Source organism: Endozoicomonas sp. ALB032, assembly GCF_049310125.1.
GTDB lineage: Bacteria > Pseudomonadota > Gammaproteobacteria > Pseudomonadales > Endozoicomonadaceae > Endozoicomonas_A.
In genome coordinates, this window is record NZ_JBLYNW010000001.1 from 2434151 (window position 1) to 2456296 (window position 22146).

At 48.4% G+C, this 22146-nt stretch carries 22 protein-coding genes; 9 read left to right on the top strand and 13 right to left on the bottom strand.

The genetic code is table 11. From position 1 onward, the window contains the following. Positions 1 to 196: 196 nt before the first annotated feature. The 7 genes from pgi to ACO6VG_RS08785 all read right to left on the bottom strand — a co-directional run bounded on the left by pgi (position 197) and on the right by ACO6VG_RS08785 (position 8451). The gene (pgi, locus tag ACO6VG_RS08755) at positions 197 to 1840 is read right to left on the bottom strand and encodes a glucose-6-phosphate isomerase (protein WP_422473548.1); all 1644 of its coding nucleotides are present in this window, start codon (positions 1838 to 1840) and stop codon (positions 197 to 199) included. A gap of 274 nt (positions 1841 to 2114) precedes the next feature. Further along, entirely contained in the window at positions 2115 to 2642 is a 528-nt protein-coding gene (locus ACO6VG_RS08760; RefSeq protein WP_422136595.1) for a hypothetical protein, read from the bottom strand. An 81-nt stretch (positions 2643 to 2723) separates the two neighbouring features. Continuing rightward, the gene (gene panC, locus ACO6VG_RS08765) at positions 2724 to 3584 is read right to left on the bottom strand and encodes a pantoate--beta-alanine ligase (protein WP_422139719.1); all 861 of its coding nucleotides are present in this window, start codon (positions 3582 to 3584) and stop codon (positions 2724 to 2726) included. A 122-nt stretch (positions 3585 to 3706) separates the two neighbouring features. Then, on the bottom strand, positions 3707 to 4501 hold the full coding sequence (gene panB / locus ACO6VG_RS08770) for a 3-methyl-2-oxobutanoate hydroxymethyltransferase (RefSeq protein ID WP_422473550.1): 795 nt from the start codon (positions 4499 to 4501) through the stop codon (positions 3707 to 3709). A 220-nt stretch (positions 4502 to 4721) separates the two neighbouring features. Beyond that, entirely contained in the window at positions 4722 to 5219 is a 498-nt protein-coding gene (folK, locus tag ACO6VG_RS08775) for a 2-amino-4-hydroxy-6-hydroxymethyldihydropteridine diphosphokinase (RefSeq protein WP_422473552.1), read from the bottom strand. Positions 5220 to 5239: 20 nt separating this feature from the next. After that, positions 5240 to 6721 carry a polynucleotide adenylyltransferase PcnB gene (gene pcnB, locus ACO6VG_RS08780; RefSeq protein WP_422136599.1) on the bottom strand — a complete coding sequence of 494 codons (1482 nt, stop codon included), beginning with the start codon at positions 6719 to 6721 and terminating at the stop codon, positions 5240 to 5242. Between the two features lie 548 nt (positions 6722 to 7269). Next, positions 7270 to 8451: a retroviral-like aspartic protease family protein gene (locus tag ACO6VG_RS08785; RefSeq protein ID WP_422473554.1), complete on the bottom strand. Its 1182-nt coding sequence runs from the start codon at positions 8449 to 8451 to the stop codon at positions 7270 to 7272. Between the two features lie 209 nt (positions 8452 to 8660). Here ACO6VG_RS08785 and elbB point away from each other — a divergent pair, with 209 nt between their 5' ends. Next, positions 8661 to 9314 (top strand): isoprenoid biosynthesis glyoxalase ElbB, encoded by a 654-nt coding sequence (gene elbB / locus ACO6VG_RS08790; RefSeq protein WP_422136601.1) that lies wholly within the window; start codon positions 8661 to 8663, stop codon positions 9312 to 9314. Between the two features lie 78 nt (positions 9315 to 9392). Then, on the top strand, positions 9393 to 10145 hold the full coding sequence (locus ACO6VG_RS08795; protein WP_422473556.1) for an RING finger domain-containing protein: 753 nt from the start codon (positions 9393 to 9395) through the stop codon (positions 10143 to 10145). A 136-nt stretch (positions 10146 to 10281) separates the two neighbouring features. Here the strand turns inward: ACO6VG_RS08795 and ACO6VG_RS08800 are convergent, their stop codons facing one another. Beyond that, positions 10282 to 10803 carry an ankyrin repeat domain-containing protein gene (locus ACO6VG_RS08800; RefSeq protein ID WP_422473558.1) on the bottom strand — a complete coding sequence of 174 codons (522 nt, stop codon included), beginning with the start codon at positions 10801 to 10803 and terminating at the stop codon, positions 10282 to 10284. A gap of 59 nt (positions 10804 to 10862) precedes the next feature. Next, a complete protein-coding gene (locus tag ACO6VG_RS08805) occupies positions 10863 to 12365 on the bottom strand; it encodes a catalase (RefSeq protein ID WP_422473560.1) in 1503 nt (500 codons plus the stop codon). A gap of 421 nt (positions 12366 to 12786) precedes the next feature. Between ACO6VG_RS08805 and ACO6VG_RS08810 the strand changes: the two genes are divergently transcribed. Together ACO6VG_RS08810 and ACO6VG_RS08815 are read left to right on the top strand one after the other, a co-directional pair. Continuing rightward, positions 12787 to 14454, top strand: a complete 1668-nt coding sequence (locus ACO6VG_RS08810; protein ID WP_422473562.1) for an amino acid adenylation domain-containing protein — start codon at positions 12787 to 12789, stop codon at positions 14452 to 14454. Next, complete coding sequence (locus ACO6VG_RS08815; protein WP_422473564.1) at positions 14454 to 14576, top strand: hypothetical protein; 123 nt, start codon at positions 14454 to 14456, stop codon at positions 14574 to 14576. Before ACO6VG_RS08810 ends, ACO6VG_RS08815 begins: the two co-directional genes overlap by 1 nt. 44 nt (positions 14577 to 14620) lie before the next feature. Here the strand turns inward: ACO6VG_RS08815 and ACO6VG_RS08820 are convergent, their stop codons facing one another. Continuing rightward, positions 14621 to 15835, bottom strand: coding sequence for an RNA-guided endonuclease InsQ/TnpB family protein (locus ACO6VG_RS08820; protein ID WP_422476267.1), 1215 nt, complete (start codon positions 15833 to 15835; stop codon positions 14621 to 14623). After that, positions 15747 to 16469, bottom strand: a complete 723-nt coding sequence (locus ACO6VG_RS08825) for an IS607 family transposase (RefSeq protein ID WP_422473566.1) — start codon at positions 16467 to 16469, stop codon at positions 15747 to 15749. The genes ACO6VG_RS08820 and ACO6VG_RS08825 overlap by 89 nt, the downstream gene beginning before the upstream one ends. Here ACO6VG_RS08825 and ACO6VG_RS08830 point away from each other — a divergent pair. Further along, positions 16459 to 16893, top strand: coding sequence for a sensor histidine kinase (locus ACO6VG_RS08830; protein WP_422136607.1), 435 nt, complete (start codon positions 16459 to 16461; stop codon positions 16891 to 16893). The genes ACO6VG_RS08825 and ACO6VG_RS08830 overlap by 11 nt on opposite strands. Before the next feature lie 69 nt (positions 16894 to 16962). Here ACO6VG_RS08830 and ftnA read toward each other — a convergent pair whose 3' ends face one another. Continuing rightward, positions 16963 to 17478 (bottom strand): non-heme ferritin, encoded by a 516-nt coding sequence (ftnA, locus tag ACO6VG_RS08835; protein WP_422139730.1) that lies wholly within the window; start codon positions 17476 to 17478, stop codon positions 16963 to 16965. 105 nt (positions 17479 to 17583) lie between these two features. On the opposite strand from ftnA, the gene tenA reads away from it, so the two are divergent. Both tenA and ACO6VG_RS08845 read left to right on the top strand, forming a co-directional pair. Beyond that, positions 17584 to 18270 (top strand): thiaminase II, encoded by a 687-nt coding sequence (tenA, locus tag ACO6VG_RS08840; RefSeq protein WP_422473569.1) that lies wholly within the window; start codon positions 17584 to 17586, stop codon positions 18268 to 18270. A 585-nt stretch (positions 18271 to 18855) separates the two neighbouring features. Beyond that, positions 18856 to 19986: a porin gene (locus ACO6VG_RS08845; RefSeq protein WP_422412605.1), complete on the top strand. Its 1131-nt coding sequence runs from the start codon at positions 18856 to 18858 to the stop codon at positions 19984 to 19986. A gap of 152 nt (positions 19987 to 20138) precedes the next feature. Here ACO6VG_RS08845 and cyaY read toward each other — a convergent pair whose 3' ends face one another. Beyond that, positions 20139 to 20462, bottom strand: a complete 324-nt coding sequence (cyaY, locus tag ACO6VG_RS08850; RefSeq protein ID WP_422136611.1) for an iron donor protein CyaY — start codon at positions 20460 to 20462, stop codon at positions 20139 to 20141. A gap of 168 nt (positions 20463 to 20630) precedes the next feature. On the opposite strand from cyaY, the gene lptM reads away from it, so the two are divergent. Then, positions 20631 to 20753, top strand: coding sequence for an LPS translocon maturation chaperone LptM (gene lptM / locus ACO6VG_RS08855; RefSeq protein WP_422136612.1), 123 nt, complete (start codon positions 20631 to 20633; stop codon positions 20751 to 20753). Between the two features lie 123 nt (positions 20754 to 20876). After that, a complete protein-coding gene (gene lysA, locus ACO6VG_RS08860; protein ID WP_422412603.1) occupies positions 20877 to 22145 on the top strand; it encodes a diaminopimelate decarboxylase in 1269 nt (422 codons plus the stop codon). Position 22146 lies beyond the last annotated feature (1 nt).

Consider the following 22146-nt stretch of genomic DNA (forward strand, 5'->3'; position numbering starts at 1 on the left):
AAATAACTTCTTGATTCACACGACAGAATGAGGAGCCGCAATATCCACTGAGGCTATCGCGGCTCTTTTTTTGTTTTGCAGTTTGGCTGGAGAGAAACCAGCCAAAACGTTACAAAGAGATTTCTTTCTCGTCAGGTGATGATGAAATCGTAGAGTTATCAACTCTTTGAACAGATGCCGTTTAATTCAACCTCAATCAGGCATTAAAACGCTTGAAACGATTAGCCAGTCCATTAGTGGAACTGTCCTGATCGGAAGTCGTACCGGACTCTTTCAGGCGGTCATAAACCCGGTTGCCCAGAACCTTGCCCAGTTCTACACCCCATTGATCAAAAGAGTTGATCTGCCAGAGGGTTCCCTGCACAAAGACTTTCTGTTCATAGAGTGCCACCAGAGCACCCACCACCTCCGGAGTGATTTTCTCAGGCACAATCATATTGTTGGGACGGTTGCCGGGAATCACCTTATGAGGCGCCAGAGCGTCAATATCGGCACTGCTTATGCCCGCCTTCGTTAACTCTTCACGAACCTCATCCAGATTCTTACCCTGCATCATGGCCTGACTCTGGGCCAGGGCGTTGGCAAATAGCCATGGATGCTGTTCGCCCAGTGGATTATGGCTGGTGGCCGGAGCAATGAAGTCCACAGGAATCAGTCGCGTACCCTGATGCAGCAACTGGTGATAGGCGTGCTGGTCATTAGTACCTGTGCCACCCCAGATAACGGCACCTGTCTGGTAATTAACGGTGCTGCCATCTCTGCGGGTCTGCTTGCCGTTACTTTCCATATCCATCTGTTGTAAATGGCCCGGGAAGTCACGCAGGAAGTAATCGTAGGAAATAACGGCGTGGGACTCTGAGCCAAAGTAGTTCTGGTACCAGACGCCCAGCATACCCAGGATAACCGGCATGTTCTTTTCCAGAGGTGCCTGGGCAAAGTGCCTGTCCATCTCCCAGGCACCTTTCAGCAGTTTCTGGAAGTTCTCAAAGCCCACTACCAGGCTGATCATCAGTCCAATGGTGGACCAAAGAGAGTAACGGCCACCGACCCAGTCCCAGAGTGGCAGGGTGTTTTCCTGGGCGATACCAAACTCATCAATGGCTTTCAGATTGGTGGAAATAGCCACGAAGTGTTTGCGAATGTCGGACTCGGCACAACCTTTTTCCAGCATCCAGGCACGGGCAGCCTGGGCATTCTGCAAGGTTTCCAGTGTGCCAAAGGACTTGGAAGCCACGATAAACAGGGTGGTTTCTGGATCAATCCTGCGAAAAACTTCTGAAATTTCGTTCGGATCAATATTGGCTACATAGTGATGTTCGAGCCCTTCAACATGATAAGGCGTCAGAGCATTGATGACTGTCTTCAGACCCAGATAGGAGCCGCCAATACCAATATTGACAATGTGTTTGATGGCTTTGCCGGTGAAGCCTTGCCACTCGCCAGAATGCACTGAGTCGGTAATGCCTTTCATGCGCTTGTGGGTAGCGCGTATTTTGGGCATGACATCTTCACCGTTGACCATGACCGGGTCTGTGCCAAAGTTACGCAGGGCTGTGTGCAGAACGGCACGCTTCTCGGTGTAATTGATTTTGTCACCCCGGAACATGGCCTGAATGGCCTCTGGCAGTCTGGCTTGTTCAGCCATCGTCATCAGGGAAGACATTACATCGTCGTTTATCAGATTTTTGGAGTAATCCAGAAACAGGCCAGCCGCTTCCAGGCTATAGCGTTCAAATCGGTCCTTGTCAGCTGCAAACAGTTCTCGCAGGTGCGTGCCTGCCATCTTTTGTTGCAGGGTTTCCAGCGATGAGGATTCAGGCAAGTGTTGAATAGGACTCATGTGAGTACAGCCTCGGAGTGTTGTGATAGAAAGTAGAATTTATGAATGGTAAGTACTCAACCATACGAAATCATATTTTCTGACTTATTGTTCAGGCACTCGCGGCAACTGCTCCTGCGTTGCTCTAGCTCCTGCATCCATGCAGTCGTGATGCGTTGCAACTCTGGTCACATAGCTTGCTATGTGCCCGTCGTTGCGCCTTGCAGAGCACCTGCCCAATAAGCCAGAAATATTCGATTCCGTATGGCTGAGTACTTACGAATGCTTTGTTGATTTAATGAGGCTTCTGCTCCTTATATTTTTGACTGCATATATCATCAATTTTTTTTTCTATATTTTTGTAGGTATCTTTTTTAAATTTCAGTAAGTGGCGCTGCTCTTGATCAATCAATGTCAAATGCTCACCTGACCGCTCAACGTTAGCCAATAAAGTTTCCTTCTCTTCATCGTCGTCATCCCTGGCAAACAGTTGCCAGGGCTTCTCTGCTTCTTTTTTGGCTGATCCTGTAGACACGAAGTCTAAACAGCCATGGATTCCGTTATCTTCAAGAAAAACCAGAGTGAAATGATTTTTTTCTCCACAATCAGAATCGCTGGAAGCATTTCCCGAGCAAATTATCAATGCACCCGCTGTCACTTTCTTCCCCAGCACTTCAGGGTTTAGTAACAACCACATGCCATAGGGAGCTTCCTGGGCAGTCAAAGCAGGAGGACTGTAGCTGATGAGTGTCAGTAATCCTATACTCAAAACACTCATGCACCGGCTAAACCAGTGTGAAACCTGTCGTGTCCTGTCTTCCATAGAGTCTACCTTCGTATCGTTGAGTCTGGTTCAGTATAAGACACTCCTTCCCTGTTTAGCTCCCGGTTAATTCAACCATTGCTAATCTTTCTGACTTGTTATCGTGATGTTGTCAATCAATCGGGCCTTGCCGAGGTAGGCGGCTGCCAGAATCACCAGGTTCTGGTCATCGGGACCCGCTGGCAGAAGCGTGGTAGTACTGCTGATGTTGAAATAGTCCGGCTTGAATCCAGCCTGTGCCATTTTTGCAAAAGCGTCACGGCGCAGCAGGTCATAATCACACTCGCCCGCCAGAATAGCTTCACGTGCGGCCCGCAGACAGCGATAAAGCGTGGGGGCTATTTCTTCACGTTCTTCCGGTGTCAGATAACCGTTGCGGGAACTCATGGCCAGTCCGGTATCTTCGCGGGCGATAGGTGCACCGACAATCTCAACAGGTATGCACATGTCTTTGGCCATTTTGCGAATAATGGCCAGCTGCTGGAAGTCTTTTTCTCCGAAGACAGCCACATCGGGACGAACAATATTAAACAGTTTGCTGACCACTGTGGCTATACCTGTGAAAAAGCCCGGACGGCTTTTGCCACAGTGCATGCCATCCAGCTCTTCGACACTGACGTGGGTGTGATGTTCGCTGCCTTCAGGATAAATTTCTGTCGTCTGGGCAGTGTAGAGCAGATCTACTCCCTGCTCGATCAGGAGCTGCTGGTCCTGCTCCATGGTGCGAGGGTAAGAGTCGTAGTCTTCATTCGGGCCAAACTGCAGTGGGTTGACATAAATGCTGACAACGACCACATCGCAGAGTTTCTGGGCTTTTTCGACCAAAGTCAGGTGACCGCCATGCAGATTACCCATGGTCGGCACGAAAGCTACGGTTTTGCCTTCGACTCTGCAAGCTGCTACCCCAGCCTGGATTTCAGCGATGGTATGAAGTGTTTTCATAGCGAATAACTAGACGATCAGTGACTTTAAAAAAGCCAGTATTTCTGGCTTTTGGCGGTTGTAAGAGATTCTGTTTATACCATTCAGCCAGATCATTCAGAAACCTGACTGAATGGAGAGACTCAATTGAAGCTGTGTTCCGGACCCGGGAAAGTGCCATCTTTAACTTCTGCAACATACCGAGCCACAGCTTCCTGTGGGGTGGCACTGTCTTGCATGTAGTTTTTGACAAACTTGGGCTTGCGGCCTGCTGTTAGATGGAGCATGTCATGGAGGACCAGAATCTGGCCATCGGTTGCGTCTCCGGCACCAATGCCGATAACCGGGATGTCAACGGCTTTGGTGATTTCCCGAGCCAGGTCATTGGGTACGCATTCCAGAAGCAGCATGGCCGCACCGGCAGCCTGCAGATCAATGGCAGCCTGGATCATGCTGTTGGCTCTTTCCTCTTCCCGACCCTGAACCTTGTAGCCGCCAAAAACATTAACAAATTGTGGGGTGAGTCCCATATGGACACAGACAGGAATGCCCTGCTGCCTGAGGCAGGTCACGATAGGAGGCAACCAGCCTTCACCCTCCAGTTTCACCACTTCGGCACCGGCCTGCATGATTTTGGCGGCACTGATGACTGCCTGTTCTTCGGTGGCGTAGGAAGCAAAAGGAAGGTCTGTCATGACCATGGAGTCATGAGCTGCCCTGGCTACACAGCGGGTGTGGTAGCACATGTCATCGACGGTGACGGGAACCGTGCTGCTATTGCCCTGTATGACATTGCCAAGAGAGTCCCCCACCAGAATGACTTCAACCCCCTGAGTGTTGACCAGATGGGCGAGCGTCGCGTCATAGGCCGTCAGGCTGGCAAATTTCTCGCCGGATTGTTTCATGTCGGCCAGGGTTTTCAGGGTTACTTTAGCCATCTATCAGGACCTTGAGCCTTTAGCGTTAACTGGAAAGTGCTTTGTGGCGGATTATACGCAAAGCAGTCAGGTGTGTCAGTGCTTCTGGGGAAGCGTGATTCGGAAGTTTATCGAATGAGCGTAAACCTCCGTACTTTCGTTACGTGCTTTCGCTAAGTGCTTTCGTTACTTGCTTTCGTTACTTGCTTTCGCGACACCCTCTTTCATGTCGGGGAGGATGTCAAAGCCAGGGATACTTTGTTGCCATGACTTCAATACCTGCGGTTCCGACTTCTGCCAGAAGTGTGGCTGCCTTGCGGCCATCAGGCAGGGTCAGGTCAGGGTCTATATCCAGAAGTGGACAGAGCACAAAGTTTCTCAGATGCATCTGATAGTGGGGCACTGTCAGACGATCGGAATCAATGATTTCATCACCGTACAGGATAATATCAAGATCGAGTGTTCTCGGCCCCCAGTGCACGGTTCTGATTCTGCCATGGTTATTTTCAATGGCTTGTAAGGCGTCCAGTAACGGCAGTGGTGCGAATGTGGTTTCAATCCGAATGGCAGCGTTGTAATAGTCAGGCTGTCCTGCAGGCCCCACCGGTTCACTGATGTAGAGCTTTGAACAGCCTGATAATTCAACTTTGGACAGGGAATCGATGTCGTCCACGGCTCTTTGCAATTGCAGACCGGGATTGTCCAGATTGCTGCCCAGGGCTATATAGACGCTGGTCATAATGCTTCAGCTTCGCTGGTTTATTGCGGTTTGTTCGTAACAGGAGGACGCTTGCGTGGGCGGCGTCTTCTTCGTTTCTGGCCTCCCTTACCACCGGGGCGGGAATGAAGGTCGCGAATCATGCTGTTTCTGTCCTGGTCAGCAGAGTCCTGGATGTCGGTCCACCACTCCCCCGCTCCGTCCAGTGCTTCACCGGCGGCTTCCCTGAGTACCAGAAAATCGTAGGCGGCCCTGAATTTAGGGTGCGCCATCAAGGACTCAATGGCTCTTGGCTGACGGCGTTCCAGTCTGTGCTGCATTTCCCATATATCCCGTACTACCATGGTGAAACGTTTTGGAACCGCAGTGTGAGTACACTGATTGTCCAGCACGACCATGGCTGCCTGTTGCAGAGCGGGTATGGGAGGAATGCCCTGCTCACGGAGATCTCCGGCCAGTCTTTGCAGCGGCGTCCAGAGGAAGGCAGCAAATAAAAAGGCGGGAGTGACGGGTTTGCCACGGGCAATGCGTGAATCGGTACTTTCCAGCGCCCTGATAATCAGTGCTTCAGCAAATTCATCCTGAGCTTCAAGGCTGTGATGTGTTGCCGGGAACAGGTACTGAAGCAGGCTGTATTCACGCAGAAGGTGGAAAGTTCTTACCCCTTTGCCTGATTGCAGTAGTTTCAGCACCTCGTCAAACAGCCTGGCCGATGGTATGTCACTCAGCAAATGACCCAGATCATAGATGGGGTCCGCAGTTGCAGGGTCCATATCGAAATCCAGCTTGGCCATAAAGCGCAGCGCCCGTATCATTCGGACCGGATCTTCGTGGTATCGTTTAACCGGATCACCGATCAACCTCAAGGTCTGATCTTCAAGATCTTGAAGACCACCGCAGTAATCTATGACAGAGTGATCACGGACGTCGTAATAGAGTGCATTGACGGTAAAGTCTCGACGAATAGCGTCGTCTTTCATTGAGCCATAGACGTTGTCTCTGAGAATCCGTCCGGAATCAGAGTGATCGGACTTGTCCTTGCTGTGGCTATCATTGCGGGCATCATCATGACCGGCCCTGAAGGTGGCGACCTCAATCATTTCGCGACCAAACAGAATATGCACCAGCCTGAATCTTCGACCAATGATCCGTGAGTTACGAAACAGTCTGCGGACCTGTTCAGGCGTTGCATTGGTGGCAACGTCAAAATCCTTGGGGTGCAGGTCCAGGTAAAGGTCCCGGATACAGCCCCCTACCAGGTAGGCTTCATAGCCATTATTGTTCAGTCGGTGAAGTACTTTCAGAGCATTTTCACTGATTTCACGCCGTGAAACAGGGTGGTTTTCTTGAGGAATGCGAGTCTGGTCTTCAGACTGGGATTGGTCAGGCTCCCAAACAGAGTCGGGTTCAGGAAGCTGCGATTCAGGGGGTGCAGAGTCTTTTTCTGTGGATGGCTTAAGCAGGAAGTAAGCAGCAAGCGATATGCCCAGCACCACTAATACTGTAATAATGATGCCTGTCATGATGAGTTTTGCATGAAATCTTTGTTGGTTAGTCAGTAATATCGTCGCGGTGGATCAGATGTACTGCTCCAGTCTGGCGTACATCATAGCATTCCAGTGGGGGATGTTGACACAGGTTTATAGTCTTTAGGAGCTCATATCAGGACATCAGACAGGTGTTAGATAGAAAAGAAAAAAGGGGGAAAGGCAAACCTCCCCCCCTTAGTTGGCGAATCATTATTATTTTTATTGTATCGCCGGAGACTGTAAACGGATGATTTTGCTGGCTACCTTTTCCATGGTGAACCCGGAGGGCATACTGCAAAATAATCAACTTACTTTTGCCCTTATTGTTGTTATTTGGGCAGGGTTATTATTTTTATTATTTGTGCTTATTGTTATTGTTTTGTCAGTCTTCAGCATAGGTTGTGCCAGTTTTTTTAACTTGTTGATTTTTAACAATAATTAAATTGTTCGAAGGGAGCAAATGAAGAAAAGGTTACGAGACTTTGTTACTTTCGCAGAGAATAGGTATTAATGCGTAACAGGTGGGGGGTAACACTTCGGTGTTAACGAGGTGACAGAATCAGGTAGTTGCGGTCCTGGTCGATCTGAAAGTGAAACTGGCCCAGTACATTCATACCCAGCAACCCTTCTGCAAAGGCGTAGTCCAGCTCTAATCCGGCTACTTCCAGGTCTTTGACAATGTATTGACCGAGGTGTAGCTCCTTCACCCGATAAATAGGAGCAAAGACAAACCCGCTGGCTGTTTTCAACTGGGTATGATTCACCCGATGGGCCATTTTCTTGCGTTTAAGCTCTTTCAATAAAGCATTGGGCAAAGTTGTCAGGCTGGCTCCAGTGTCTATCAGCAATCTTGGCTGGCTCTTATCCTGAGTTGACGCTACTACGATGTAGTGGTTGCCTTCACTAAGGAGAGAAATGGCTGAAGCTGGCATTTCCTCGGGTTCTTCCTGAACAGGGGGCAACAGGTCAGACAGTTGTTTGAAAGCCATTCGGCCAAACTCTTCATCGGTCTGCAATAACTCGAGTTCGCGAATGGCATTGTTGGAATCCTCGGCAGACAGGTAACCCTGAGCCATTGCAAACCGGTAAAAGGCACGCTCGGGTTCCATGGTTGCCAGTTTCTGGAAGAGGGGCAGGGTTTCCTGGAGTTGTTGGTTTTTCTGCCTGTTTTCATAGATCATGCGGCTGAGCTTGTGAATACTGTCGGCTGTGCTTTCCAGCTGATCAGGCAGGCTGATGAATGAGCGGACGCTGATCAACACTTCAATGGCTTTCTCCAGCTCCTGCTCCTCGGTGTAGAGCTGGGCCAGCTTTTTCAGAAAAACCGGGTTTTGATAATAATGTTGGGTAAAACGTTCCAGTGCAGCAATACTGTACTCCCTGTGTTCATACCATTCATCTATTTTTTGCAGCAGGACTGTTTCCAGTCGTTGACTAAGTTCCGAATTCTGTCGCTCCTGCCGTTGAAAAATGATCAGGGCGTCATCGTACCTGTGTTCTTCCAGTGCCCGCTCAAAATCAATGATTTCCTGAGGTATGTCAGGCCACTCCAGCGTGTTAGTGAAATCTCCAAGAGGCAGCCAATTCCTGAAGTCCTGATTTTCGAAGTAAGTCTTTTTGCCCTTAACAGCCAACACTTCATGCCACCACCAACCGGTAATCAGGCCAGTGGCAAACATCATGATGGATAATGTTAGAAGTCTTAGAGCTAGAATTTTTTTCAACAGGACAGGGACTCCATTCAAGTATTTTTTCTTCAGTCTAGCTTGACTCCAAAGGGATCGTCGACGCAATCCATCTGCGTGTTAATTGTGCAAATTATTTCATCCTTCTTTGCTCTATAGTATTGAAGAGATTTTTTCGCCTGTGGCTGATGATTTTCAGAATCTGTAGTCTGCCGCTCTTTCGTGATGGCATGAAATGGAGACTATCCATGAGTAAAAAAGTAGCTGTTATTCTTTCCGGGTCCGGTGTTTTTGATGGTAGCGAAATCCATGAGGCTGTTTTGACCCTGCTCAGCCTTGATCGCTGCGGAGCCAGTTACCAGTGCTTTGCCCCCGATATACCTCAACATCACGTTATTAATCATGTAACGGGTGAAGAAATGGAAGAAGGCCGCAACGTATTGGTAGAAGCGGCCAGGATTGCCCGGGGTGAGATCAGGCCGCTTGAAGAGTTGAAGGCGGAAGATTTTGATGCCCTGATTCTGCCCGGTGGTTTCGGAGCGGCAAAAAATTTATCGGATTTTGCCTTCAGGGGCAGCGAACTCAAGGTTCAGAGTGGCGTCAGCCTGGCGGTCAAGTCTTTCGCAGACGCCGGAAAACCGGTCGGGATGATGTGCATTTCACCGGCTATTGCCGGTCGCATATTTGGTGAAGGGGTTCTGGCCACCATCGGCAATGACGCTGAGACCGCTGCTGCACTGGAGCAGACAGGCGTCAGGCACGTGGAGTGTGCTGTGGATGATATTGTGGTTGATGAACGGCACAAGCTGGTGACCACTCCGGCCTATATGATTGCCAAGAGTATCAGTGAAGCCGCTGTCGGGATCGACAAGCTGGTTGATCGGGTTCTGTCTATGGTCTGATTTCCCGAAGCCTTGTCCTCCTTTGTCTGGGATGGCAAGGCTGCTGTTCAGTTGTCAGTGGACAGTGGACAGTGGACAGTGGACAGTGGACAGTGGACAGTGGTCAGTTGGCTTGCCCTCCCTTGGGTGATGAATATGCCTCATCTACGCAAATTAGTGATATTTATCTTTCTAATATTTTGTGCTGCTTCTTACGGGTATCAAGTTGATACTTATGAAGTGCATATAAGTTTCAACCATAATGTTTCCTATGAAGATTACGACAAGAGTTTTTCCAGTGGTCTGTTGAATTTATTAACTGCTTTCTCGTTATATTATGATGAATATGTAAGTTCCGACCATTCTGCGTCATATGAAGATTACGTACAGAGTTTTTACACTGGTCTTTCGGATTTATTAACCTATCTGTCATTATATTACGATCATCTAAGGCTGCCTTTACGATTATCTGAAATGGTAAATGTTGCTTTATTACGTTTCCTTATATCTAAAAGCGCTAGTAATCATAATTATATATATATTGCTATTTTATCAATAAGCCTATTATCGGGTTTTTTGGCTAATACTGCTTATGACCTAAGCGTATTTTTTAATAGTAATGAAAGCTCGTTATTAGCCATTTTCAGACTCATTGCGAAAATAGCAGAGCACGAATTATCTATAGAAGCTTTCTGCTGCTTGGCAAGACAGCTTTTTCCAGGATTATGTCTTATTTGTTTAGATTCCTTGAAAGACCCTGCAGCTGCGTCCTGTGCAAAACACTGGTATTGCCAGGCATGCATTGATGAATGGGCGAAGCAATCACCTTTCTGCCCTTTATGCGAGCGTTAGTACCCTCCGATGCGCTATTGTCAGGCGCATCAGTCAAGCCGACCGGGGGATCGACAAGCTGGTTGATCGGGTTCTGGTAATGGTCCGAAAAGCTAATGCCAGACTATGTCCTGCAGTCCCGCTCAACCTTAAAAAATCATTCCGTGTTTTTGGTGGATGTCAGTGCCTGAAGAATATCCTGTTGCCCAAAAACACGGGCAAACTCTTCTGCTGTCTGGCCGACATTGTTCTGCTGTCGAGGGTCGCACTCACTTTTCATTAACCGGTAAGCCATCTTCAACTCGCCACGGAAGATGGCTGCCATTAATGCGGTATTTCCCCTGTTGTCCTTAAGGCAAGGGTCTGAACCCTCTGATAAAAGCAGGTTAAAAGCATCGGGCTGTCCGTTATAGGTAGCCACCATCAGGGCTGTGTAGCCCTTTTGGTTTTTAGCGTTTACCGGAAAGCCAGCTTTCACAAATGTGCTAATCACTTCTGTATCGTTGATACGGGCTGCTGCCAGAAAAAAGTCCGTAAGTTGTCGTGCAGTCTGATCTTTAACGACTTTTTCAGAAGCTGATGGTCTGACTTCAACGGGATAATCAGGAGTATCAGCCTGTAACTGTTGAGCAGTGGCAGCGAGTCCTAAAAACCATGAAAACAAAATAACTAAACGCATAAATCCACCTTCATTTTGAAGACAGTGGCACACACTTTGTGAGCGCCACTGCAGTGGCGTTATCTGGACATGCTCTTGACGGTTTTCAGGTTGCCGCCAACGGCTTTTGCAAGTTGTTCACCAAATTCGCTGTCAGCCTGATAGAAGTGACTGAGCATGATGTATTTCACATCTTCGTTTTCAACCTTGCCAAGATCTCCAGCCAGATTGCTAACAAGATTTTTGCGCTCCTGTTTGTTGAAGCTGCGATAGAGGACGCCTGCCTGAGCAAACGGCAACTGTTTCCTGATAGCTCGCTGCAGATACTCGCCTTCAACAGGTAAAGAACTGTAGCGGCCTTTGGCCACTTCCTTTCTTGGGTCTAAACGACTGGGTTGATAGTTAACGTCAGAAGTCTGATTGCCATGGTTGGAGGCGCCGTCCTGATTCCAGTTGCTGACCGTTGCTTTGGCACGGTTAACAGGAATCTGCTGATGGTTGGCGCCCAGACGATACATTTGAGTGTCGGCATAGGAAAACACCCGACCCTGTAGCAGGCGATCTTCAGAAGGTTCAATCCCTGGTACAATATTGGCCGGGGCAAAAGCGGACTGTTCCGTTTCCTGGAAGAAGTTGTCCGGTGTCCGGTTCAGCGTCATCGTACCCACTCTGGTCTCTTCGATATCGAGCCACATCTTTGTGGCATCCAGTGGGTTGTAGTCAAAGTCATCCAGTTGTGATGGCTTGAGTACTTTTATGAAAAGATCCCACTTCGGGTAGTCGCCTCTGGCAATGGCTTCATACATATCACGTGTCGCATGGCTGAAGTCCCTGCTTTGTATTTCTGCCGCTTCTTCGGCTGTCAGGTTCTTGATGCCCTGGCGACTTTTCCAGTGAAATTTCACGTAGGAAACATCACCGCCAGCATCAATGAATTTGTAGGCATGCACACCAAAGCCGTCCATCTGACGCAGGTTGGCCGGTGTGCCAAAGTCGGAATAGACCCAGGTCAGCATGTGAGTGGATTCAGGAACATGGCTGAAGAAATCAAAGAATCGATTCGGGTCTTGCTGATTCGTCACTGGAGACGGTTTTAGTGAATGGACCATATCCGGAAATTTGATGGCATCGCGGATAAAAAACACCGGAAGATTGTTGCCTACCAGATCCCAGTTACCTTCACGAGTATAAAACTTGGTCGCAAAACCTCGCGGGTCACGCAAAGTTTCTGGTGATCCTTTGCTATGGATTACGGTAGAAAAACGAACAAATACCGGAGTGACTTCATCTTTTGTGAAAACAGCGGCGCGGGTTAAATCGGAAATATCACGACTGGCTTTAAATTCACCATAAACACCGGTTCCACGGGCGTGAACAACACGCTCAGGAATTCTCTCCCGGGCAAAACGCTGGAGCTTCTGAATGAGTTGAACATCCTGGAGTAGAACACCACCGTTCTCCCCGGCGGTGTATGAATTCTGGTTGTCACCCACTACTGCTCCGTTATCCCGGGTCAGAGGAGCGGCCTGAAGGGTGGCGGATATGGCAAGGGCAAGTAATGTGCAATATGCAAGCGGTTTCATCGCTTTTATCTCCTAACCTCCATGCAAGCATTTGTAACAGCGAAGATGCTTTCAAAAGGAATTTTTTAAATGTGATTTTTTTATGGTTAGCCGAGTCAGTCGATCATAACCAAGCTTGGATTTATTGAATCAAGCGGGAGAGTAAGGAGACAGTTACTTCTCTCTATCTGGACAATAGAGAAAGTTAATGGCTTTAAGTCTGTTGTGTAATTGTTATCTATGGTTGTTTAACCATGCTTATTTTGATCTGAAAAGAGCATTGGAGCGAATTTTAAAAATAAGTGAGAAGCCTGTGATAATTCTGTGAGAATTTCCTGTGATGTTTTCAGTCAACCGCAGTAAAGGTGAAAAGTACCATGAGCCCAAAAGGCTTTCCGTTGTCACTTTTCAATATCGTGTTATTTGACTGGAGACAAAAACAATGAGGATGGAAAGTCACAACAACCCGGTGACCTCGCTATCACTAAACCAATCTCTGGAAGATGCAGTTCAGAATAGGAGGTTTAACCGGCAGGCGCTGGCAGGACTGAGTCCCGCTGATCAGAAGAAATTTGAGGCTTTTGGCCGGGGCCCTGAACGACAAATCTCGCACCATGCTATTCATCAGGCTTTTGAGCTGCAGGCGTTGAAGCAGGAGAAAGCCATTGCTGCCCAGCACAAACAGGAAAATATTTCCTACGGTGAACTCAATCGAAAAGCCAGTTGGTTGGCTGTGCAACTGGCCACTATGGGAATAGGTCAGGGAAATAATGTTGGGCTGTTTCTTGAGCGATCCATTCACATGCTGGTGGGGCTGGTGGGTATTCTGAAGACAGGAGCCGCCTATGTGCCTCAGGATGTCAGAATTACGCCGGAATCCACCCTGATCGACGTGATGGATTCTGCAGATATCCATATTGTTCTGACACTGTCACATCTGGTGGAGAAAATTCCTGTCAGGGACCACCAGAGAGTTCTGGCTATTGATAGTCTGGATTTTCCAAAGTCAGAGGATCAGCAATCCTGGTCCATGACAGTGCCTCGCTCTGCTGCAAGCCACGGTGACAATTGCTTTATTCTTTTCACGTCGGGAACCACCGGTAAGCCTAATGGTGTCCGGGTTACTCATGGCAATGTCTGCAATATTCTGCTGACAGCGCCAGGTAATTTGGGAATAAAGCCCGGCTATAAAGTGTCGCAACTGCTGAACATTGCTTTCGATATGGCGGCCTGGGAAATTCTGGGTTGTCTTGCCCATGGCGGAACCTTGGTGATCCGGGAAAACGATTTCACTGAAGCAGCCAAGCAGTGCGATGTCATCATCGCTACTCCCAGTATTCTTGCAAAAGTTGATGCTGACCAGTGTCAAAGAATCAAAAGTGTTGCTGTTGCAGGCGAGCCATGCCCAAGATCACTGGCAGAAAACTGGGCTGGCAGATGTCGCTTCATTAACAGCTGCGGCCCAACCGAAACCACCATCATCAATACGGCCCAGCACTTTCGCCCACACTCAATGGCTCTCACTATTGGCAAACCGACACCCAATAATACGGTGTATGTGCTGGACGAGCATATGCAGCCCTGTGCGATGGGAGAAGTGGGTGAGATCTGGGCCGGGGGTAAAGGTGTTTCAGCAGGATACATCAATAATGCCCGTCTGACCCGTGAGCGTTATCAGCCTGATCCTTTTATGGCCGATGGTAGCCTGATGTTCAGAACGCGAGATCTGGCACGCTGGAATGAAGAGGGCGAGCTGGAACACTTTGGGCGCACTGATGATCAGGTCAAGGTTAAAGGCTTCAGGGTAGAGCTCGACGCTATTTCAAACGTCATCGAGTCAGCGGGTCTATGTCAACAGGCTGTGACCATGAAGCTAAACGACAAAGAACTGGTGACATTTGTCAGACCCGCTAATAGCAGCATTGAAAAATGTCTGAAAGCCATAGAAGACAGATTGCCCTATTACTGTCTTCCTTCCTCCGTAGTAGCTCTATCCGAATTCCCGCTGACAACACGGGGAAAAACCGATAAGCAGGCTTTGCTGGCCATGATTCAGAAAAAAGAGAACCCGGCAGAGACCAAATCAGAAAAAGAAGGAGCGGTAGCCTGATGGATACGATAGCAGAACAACCATTGCAGGAACCAGGACATAGCCTTTTCAGACGAATCATCCGGCATCGTTATCTTGAGCATTATAACCGTCTGGTTTTTCTGGTCCTGACTCTTGATTAAAACCGCAACGAGCGCAACACTCGCTGTTATGGATAAGGTTCAAGCTACCTTGTCAAACACTTAAGAAAGACATTTCTGGCACCGTTGATATCACGATCAACGGTGAAGCCCTCACCCTTAATAACCTTGGAAGAACCTAATTTTTCGTCAATGGTCCCGCTCCATGATCGAGTCTTGGATGTATAGGCTTCCTTGCAATCAACCACATGCTTTCCATACTTTTTTGCGTACCACTTAAGCCGCTTTTTGAATTGGTAGTGATTGAGGTCAAGCATCTGGCGGCAGGTGTTACGGCGAATGGTGCGAACCTTCTTATCTTTGCGTGTGACCATACCTCTTGTCTCAAAGGTTGGCAAAAATACAACGTCGTAGTTCGACACCAGCTCGAACGCCAGCCGGTTATGCAGATCAAGAACAATGTCATCCTTTTTGCATTTCAGCCGGTCAATTTCCCTGTTGAAATGAATAATCCGATCTCTTGCCCACTGGGGCATATCGGGGAACTCAACGCCCTTCTGAGTGTTCAGGATTTTTTGCTTTTGACTGATCAAGCTGTCCACTTGCTTCATCAGTGGAAACAGCTTTGTTTTTGCAACCTTATCACCCGCTATCAACGCCTCTTTTTCGCTGTAGCAAGTGGCAAAGGTGCGAACTCCGGGGTCAACTCCAACACATCTAACCTTCCCTTGGATTTCGGGATTTAGCTCAATATGTTGTTGAACCTGAATGAACCAGCGACCTTTGTCGTAGGTTACGACACAAGATTTACCAATCGCTTCTGCTGGCACATCTTCTGTCAGGTGAATCTTGCCAAGAGCCTGTACGCAGGGATTTAACCCCTTTGGCAAACGGTCAATAGAGAATGAGTGCCTGCTACCTTTGCGGCTTTTGAAACTGACTTCTGCAAAGCCCTCTTTAGCTCCCTTGAGCTTCTTGTTGTGCTCGCAGACCGCTTTGAATGTAGCCGTTGCCGCCAGTGTTCCATTATCAGAAACAAGCGAGTTATAAGCCCTGCCACTTTCTTTTTGCTCTTGCTTCACTTGAGCTTTAATGGCAGGTCGCATGTTGATGAATTTTCCACTGGCATCTTTATAGTCATCGTTGCGGAAACGCTCAACAGCAAGGTTGTACGACCTGCGATAGAGTATCAGGGCATCGTGATAGGCTTGCTCATTCTCTGGGTAAAACCTGATCTTTTTTGACGCTACTATCTTTGCGTCCTTTGCGTCTTTTAGCAGATCGCTTCCCGTAGTGGCTATTGCAGAATGAGGTAATGAAACCGATAAGCTCTTGGGTGTCGAATGGCCCACAGGCGTTATCCGGGTCATCCAAAACCTCGATGTGTCCTCCCGATAATTCAACAAGCCATTTGATGAGTCCAAACCCTGATCGGGCAAGGCGATCTTTTGTGGCAACCACAATATAGGTTGGATTTCCGCACACCGCTGATTCCAGAATGGTTTGCAGTCCTTTTCGCTTAAAGTTGAAAGCACTGGCAATGTTGCTGATAAATTCTGCATCAGGGTGCTCTTTGAGTAAGATACGCTTTTGCGTGTCAATGCTGGATTTTTGCTTTCCAGAACTCACTCTTGTATAGCATATCTTCCTCTGCTGGTTGATGAATATGCGGAAGTGACCACCACTGGTTTGCTTCACTTTTTCGTAGTGACCGCTTTCGATCTTGCGCCTCATAGTTTGGCTGGTTACGCCTTCAATCTTGGCTAGCTTTGTAGTTGAACCCCACAAGATAAATTCACCTTTTGACGATTTATCTTGTGTCTGGCGTAATTGATTTTGCGATTGTTGCAATTTTATTTGACTGTCAAAGCTGGAGTCAGGCAGCAAAAAGCCTGACTTTGAGCACTTTCTTCTGGCTGAGCTGATGTACGACACGGTTCAGAGCTTCAGGCTGACTCTGAAAGAACGGGGGATTTCCCTGTCCATAGAGTGTAATGAAAGTCAGACACAGGTTTTTGCTGATATCGGAATGATTCAGAGGGTGTTTGATAATCTTCTGAAAAATGCTATTACCCACACTCCGCAGAATGGCTCGATCCTGATCCGTCTGAGTACCACAGCAAGGGGCGTTAATGTAACGGTTGAAGATACAGGCAGAGGCATTGATGAGGAGGATCTGCCAAGAATATTCAATCGTTTCTACCAGGCATCACTGGCCGCAGAGCATCGCAACAAAGCCGGAGGTATTGGCCTGGGGCTGGCCATCGTGAAAAGAATTCTGGAGTTGCATGGCAGTCATATAGAGGTGACCAGCCGATTGAGAAAGGGGACCAGTTTCCGGTTTACTTTGCCTGTTTAGACAGAGCAAGCTTAAGGCATTGGATGAAGGAACCTCCGTGGCCATAAAGCTGCCCTGTGAAAGCACTGTCTATGCTGCCGTTACAGGAGGCATGGAGGCTACCAGTTTCAATACTTCATTGTCGATGTAGTAGAGACCCTTGCCCTCAAAGCCAATCATATCGATTTTATCCAGAATACCTTTGAACAGCTTTTCTTCTTCGTGCTGCTCGGCTACATACCACTGCAGAAAGTTGAAAGTACTATAGTCCTTTTCAGTAAATGCAGTGTGCGCCAGCTCGTTGATACAACGGGTCACTTCGCACTCGTGCTCGTAAGTCCGCTGGAAGATATCTCTTACCGATTCATACTGGTGGGGAGGTGCATTGATTGCACCGATGATAGCCATTGCCCCAGTCTCATTAACATAGTCAAAGAGCTTTTGCATATGCTCCATTTCTTCCCGGGCATGCCGACGCAGAAACTCGTTGCAGCCATCAAGCCCCTGGGCTTCGCACCAGGAAGCCATTTGCAGGTAAAGGTTGGAGGAGTAGAACTCAAGATTGATCTGATCGTTGAGCTTGTCGATCATGGTTTGAGTCAGCATGGTTTTAACCTGTTCGTGCCAAAAACTGAAGTATAACGGCTTGGTGCTCCAGTTAAACATTCAGGGTATGATTTCGCCTTTTTTCACACGCTTCTGGACTGAGTCATGACTTCTCCTTTTGATCATTCCGATACGCTTTACTGCAAAATGAAAACAGCCTGTGCTGATGACTGGCACCGCTATTGTCACCATGAGTTTGTTCAGGGTATTGCGGACGGCACACTGCCTCTGGAAAGCTTCAAGCATTATTTGCAGCAGGACTATCTGTTTCTGATTCACTTCGCCAGAGCTTATGCGCTGGCGGTCTACAAGGCTGATAATCTTGAGGATATGAGGGCAGCTTCCGGCTCCGTGGCCGGGATTCTCTCAGAGATGAATCTTCATCTGGACTACTGTGCCGAGTGGGGAATGACTGAGCAGTATGTGGTCAGTCAGCCAGAAGCCAGGGCTAATATGGCTTATACCCGCTATGTGCTGGAGCGAGGAATGGCAGGTGATATTCTGGATCTGGAAACTGCCCTCGCCCCCTGTGCAGTAGGCTATGCAGAGATTGGTCTGAGACTGATCAATGACCCGGCAACTAAAAGAGAAGGAAACCCCTATTGGAAATGGATCCAAACCTATGGGGGAGAGGAGTTTGTGCAAGGGGCTGTCAGGCAGGTTGAAGCGATTGAAACACTGGCTGCCAGCCGTTTCTCTGAAGGCCGGATGGACTCTCTCTGTCGTACTTTCAGAGAGGCCACCCGTCTGGAAATTGGCTTCTGGGATATGGGGCTGAATCGGACTTTTTAAGGAACATTATTCAAGGTGGGCTGGAAACAGTTCACTTTGATAAAAATAAACCTTCTGCTTCTAAAGGCTTCTTTTAATCCATTTATCCCGCTGTATGGCTCTGCTTAGTTTGAATGCCGATCTGCCTTACTCTCTCCGAAATTCAATACCTGACACAGGCAGTAATGTTCTGTTTTTTTAATAATTTAATCTTTGTCGTTTACTTGTGAGCCATAAAGTCTCTTTTTTAGCGAAAAAGAGTGTGTTTCTTTAATCAACTTTTACCCGGTTTTTAAAAAATTTACTTAACCGTCTGCGCTAAATAGTTACGGTAAAAAGACAGGTCGGGGAGTTCAATAGGTAAGTATCTCTATTTTAATGGTGGCTTTAACTGCGTGCGAACTTAGTCGTATAAGTATAAATCCTCAGCAATATCAAAAATTGAATAAGTATATGAGTTTTAGTGATGTGATGAACGTCCAATAACTTATAAGAATCCGCATATAACTGCTCGGTCATAGAATGATTTCTAATAGTTCGTGATCACATATAAAAAGCAGAAAAGATTCACACAACACAACACATTGAGTTAGGAGTCCAGTGATCATGCAGAAGAAACTGCTTGCCACTTTAGTCGCTTCCCTCGTTGCCGGTCAGGCAATGGCCCTGGAAGTTTATAACGATGACGTTAACAGCCTGTCAATTGGCGGTAAGATCGGAGCTAAGACCGTTAAGAGCAATGGTTCTGACGCTGAGATGAAAGATGCCAGCCCACGCATCAACTTCAAATACGCTCACAAGTTTTCCAGCGGCTGGACCGGTTCTGCTGTTGCTGAGTGGGGCTTCTACGCTGTTGACGGCGACCAGGACGATCAGTTCTTCAACCGTCTGGGTAATGTTGGCCTGAGCCACGATACCTACGGTGCCTTCACTGCAGGTAAAGCATGGTCTGTAACCTCTGACGTATCTGGCTGGACTGACCAGTTCGCCATCGGTGGTGGTGCTGCTATGGGTGTCTACAGTGGCCGTACAGGTCTGGCAACTGATGCTGACTCTTCACACGACAATGGTGACACTGACGGTACTGCGCGTGCTGACGACGTAATCCAGTATCGCAACAGCTTTGGCGGTCTGAACGTTGGTATCCAGTACCAGCTGAAAGGTACCGGTGGCACTACACTGGCTGGCGAGTCTGGAACTCGTGACTCCAGCTACGGTGTTGCTCTGAGCTACGATCTGCCAATGGGTCTGTCTCTGGGTGCTACCTACAACGAAACCAAGTACGCTAACGAAGTAGACAATACTCCTGCAAGTCTTCCAACTAACTCTCCAGATTACAGCGGTTCTGACAAGTCTACCTCTGCTACCGTTGGCGCCAAGTTCGAAAACGAAGCTCTGTACCTGGCAGCTACCTATGGTCAGTTTGAAAACAAGACTGCTGTAGTCAAAGGCACTCTGGACAAAGAATCTACCGGTATTGAACTGTACGGTAAGTTGGCCCTGCCTCAGGTTGTTGATGGTTTCTACCTGCAGTCTGGTTTCAACCAGCTGACTGCTGACGACACCTACACTGGTGACAAGACTGACGCTCAGTTCACCGACTACATGGTGGGTGCCATCTATGAAACTGGCCCAATGCAGTTCGCTTTCGAATACACCCGTGGTGAGAAAGTCGCTGCTGCCGGCAATAAAGATTTTGACGACACCTACGCTGTGCAGGCTCTTTACTACTTCTAATCATCAGAAGCAGTCAGCCTGACAGTAAGCAGTATCTGAGGAGGCGCAATCTGCTTCCCCAGACTCTGTCAAAAAAGGCGAAGCTCTATCCGGGTTTCGCCTTTTTGTTTTTTAGGAAACCTGAACCAGGGAAGCTAAAGCTTCACCAGCACTTAAACGGTAAGTTCTACTGCCTCCCCATACTGCTCACTCAAACAGCGATTCAACACCTGCATAAACGCTTCGCCGTTGCTGTCAGCAATCCACTGTTCTTTGCTTTCATCGTAATCGAAGTGAAAGCCGCCGCCTTTGGCGGCCAGCCATAATTGCAGCACGGGTGTCTGGCGGCTCAGAATGACCTTGGAGTTGTCTTCACAGGTCAGAGTGAGAATGCCTGCGGCGGTTTCATAATCAATATCCAGCCCTGCCTCTTCTATGGCGTCTTCAATAGCGACCATCAGGTCGTCCAGGAGGTCATGATATTCGCTTTCGTTCATCAGTGTATCCGTCAGTTAGGGCTATCGCCGCTGTTTGATGCAGATTATACTCAGCGGTTGATCATTGCTGAAACAGCCTTTTCAAAGAAGGGCTGTTCTGGTGGTGAATGACTATCCACACAGCCCTGAGCAAATTCAGCTCATGGTAAAAAGTACAAGGAGCCTTTCATGAGAGCCCTTATTGCCCTCATGTTCACCACTCTTCTGCTTGCCGGGTGCGGTCAGAAAGGGGATTTGTATCTTCCAAAGGATGGTGACACCCAGCAGTTGACTCATGGTGGGTCAGAGTAATCAGTCTCCGGGGAGAGACAGGCGACTGAAGCGCATAGATGCCTCAAGTGCATGGATGCCTCAAGCCCGGAAAAGTAGAATAATGCTCCCCAGAAATTTTATGACAGAGAGTAAGACAGTCTGATGGATTGGTTTCCCAGCCGTGACGGTGAGCTTTATGCTGAACAGGTTCCCGTTACTGAAATTGCTGAACAGTTTGGTACCCCGGCCTACATCTATTCCCGCAAAGGGTTTGAAGAAGGGTTTAAAGCCTACAAACAGGCGCTGGAAGGGTGGCCTCACCTGATTTGTTACGCCGTCAAAGCTAACAGCAACCTGGCGGTTCTGAATGTTCTGGCAAAACTGGGAGCGGGTTTTGACATCGTTTCCGTTGGTGAACTGGAGCGGGTTATTGCTGCCGGCGGTGAAGCCTCTAAAGTGGTTTTCTCCGGTGTCGGCAAACAGCGTCATGAAATCAGAAGAGCCCTGGAACTGGGTATTCACTGCTTCAATATTGAGTCAGAAACGGAGCTGGAAAGAATCCAGCAAGAAGCAGAAATCATGGGCAAAGTGGCCGCTGTTTCTGTCCGGGTGAATCCGGATGTCGATGCCCGGACCCACCCTTATATTTCTACGGGTCTGAAAGACAACAAGTTCGGTATTGATATCAAGGCTGCGCCTGCCGTTTACCAGCGGGCAGCTGAGCTAGCGAATATCGAAGTGGTGGGTGTGGACTGTCATATCGGCTCTCAGCTCACCACCAAAGAGCCCTTTATTGATGCTCTTGATCGTCTATTGCTGCTGGTTGATCAGCTTCGTGAAATGGGTATTATTCTGAAGCATCTGGATATTGGTGGTGGCCTGGGTATTTCCTACGAAAAACACGAACAGCCACCGACACCCTCAGAATATCTGGGGCAAGTGAGAGAGCACCTGGCTGCCAACGAGCACCACAAGCACCTGAAAATTGTGGTTGAGCCCGGGCGATCTATTGCCGCACAGGCAGGGATGCTGATCACTGAAGTTGAGCTGATCAAACAGTCTGACCATAAGGCTTTCGCCGTGGTTGATGCGGCCATGAATGATCTTTTGCGTCCTTCAATCTACAGCGCCTGGCATGGTATTGAACCGGTGGTGCGCAACGACGAGAGAGGGGAGCTATTGTGCGATGTGGTCGGGCCCATTTGTGAGACCGGAGACTTTCTGGGTAAAGACAGAAAGCTGAAAGTGGCTGAAGGCGATTTGCTGGCGGTCCGCTCTGCCGGTGCCTATGGCTTTGGAATGAGCTCCAATTATAATTCCCGTTGTCGCCCTGCTGAAATTATGGTCGATGGTGATCAGGTACATCTGGTTCGTCGCCGGGAAAGGCTGGCTGACCAGTGGGCCAACGAAATACTGCTGCCAGAAGGATAAT

Bases quoted from the DNA above. Each gene is read 5' to 3' on its own strand.
- ACO6VG_RS08815 (WP_422473564.1), top strand. From the start codon at position 14,454: ATGGATACGATAGCAGAACAACCATTGCAGGAACCAGGACATAGCCTT.
- pgi (WP_422473548.1), bottom strand. From the start codon at position 1,840: ATGAGTCCTATTCAACACTTGCCTGAATCCTCATCGCTGGAAACCCTG.
- tenA (WP_422473569.1), top strand. From the start codon at position 17,584: ATGACTTCTCCTTTTGATCATTCCGATACGCTTTACTGCAAAATGAAA.
- elbB (WP_422136601.1), top strand. From the start codon at position 8,661: ATGAGTAAAAAAGTAGCTGTTATTCTTTCCGGGTCCGGTGTTTTTGAT.
- ACO6VG_RS08800 (WP_422473558.1), bottom strand. From the start codon at position 10,803: ATGCGTTTAGTTATTTTGTTTTCATGGTTTTTAGGACTCGCTGCCACT.
- ACO6VG_RS08760 (WP_422136595.1), bottom strand. From the start codon at position 2,642: ATGGAAGACAGGACACGACAGGTTTCACACTGGTTTAGCCGGTGCATG.
- ftnA (WP_422139730.1), bottom strand. From the start codon at position 17,478: ATGCTGACTCAAACCATGATCGACAAGCTCAACGATCAGATCAATCTT.
- lysA (WP_422412603.1), top strand. From the start codon at position 20,877: ATGGATTGGTTTCCCAGCCGTGACGGTGAGCTTTATGCTGAACAGGTT.
- pcnB (WP_422136599.1), bottom strand. From the start codon at position 6,721: ATGACAGGCATCATTATTACAGTATTAGTGGTGCTGGGCATATCGCTT.
- folK (WP_422473552.1), bottom strand. From the start codon at position 5,219: ATGACCAGCGTCTATATAGCCCTGGGCAGCAATCTGGACAATCCCGGT.
- ACO6VG_RS08830 (WP_422136607.1), top strand. From the start codon at position 16,459: ATGTACGACACGGTTCAGAGCTTCAGGCTGACTCTGAAAGAACGGGGG.
- panB (WP_422473550.1), bottom strand. From the start codon at position 4,501: ATGGCTAAAGTAACCCTGAAAACCCTGGCCGACATGAAACAATCCGGC.
- ACO6VG_RS08810 (WP_422473562.1), top strand. From the start codon at position 12,787: ATGAGGATGGAAAGTCACAACAACCCGGTGACCTCGCTATCACTAAAC.
- panC (WP_422139719.1), bottom strand. From the start codon at position 3,584: ATGAAAACACTTCATACCATCGCTGAAATCCAGGCTGGGGTAGCAGCT.
- ACO6VG_RS08845 (WP_422412605.1), top strand. From the start codon at position 18,856: ATGCAGAAGAAACTGCTTGCCACTTTAGTCGCTTCCCTCGTTGCCGGT.
- cyaY (WP_422136611.1), bottom strand. From the start codon at position 20,462: ATGAACGAAAGCGAATATCATGACCTCCTGGACGACCTGATGGTCGCT.
- lptM (WP_422136612.1), top strand. From the start codon at position 20,631: ATGAGAGCCCTTATTGCCCTCATGTTCACCACTCTTCTGCTTGCCGGG.
- ACO6VG_RS08805 (WP_422473560.1), bottom strand. From the start codon at position 12,365: ATGAAACCGCTTGCATATTGCACATTACTTGCCCTTGCCATATCCGCC.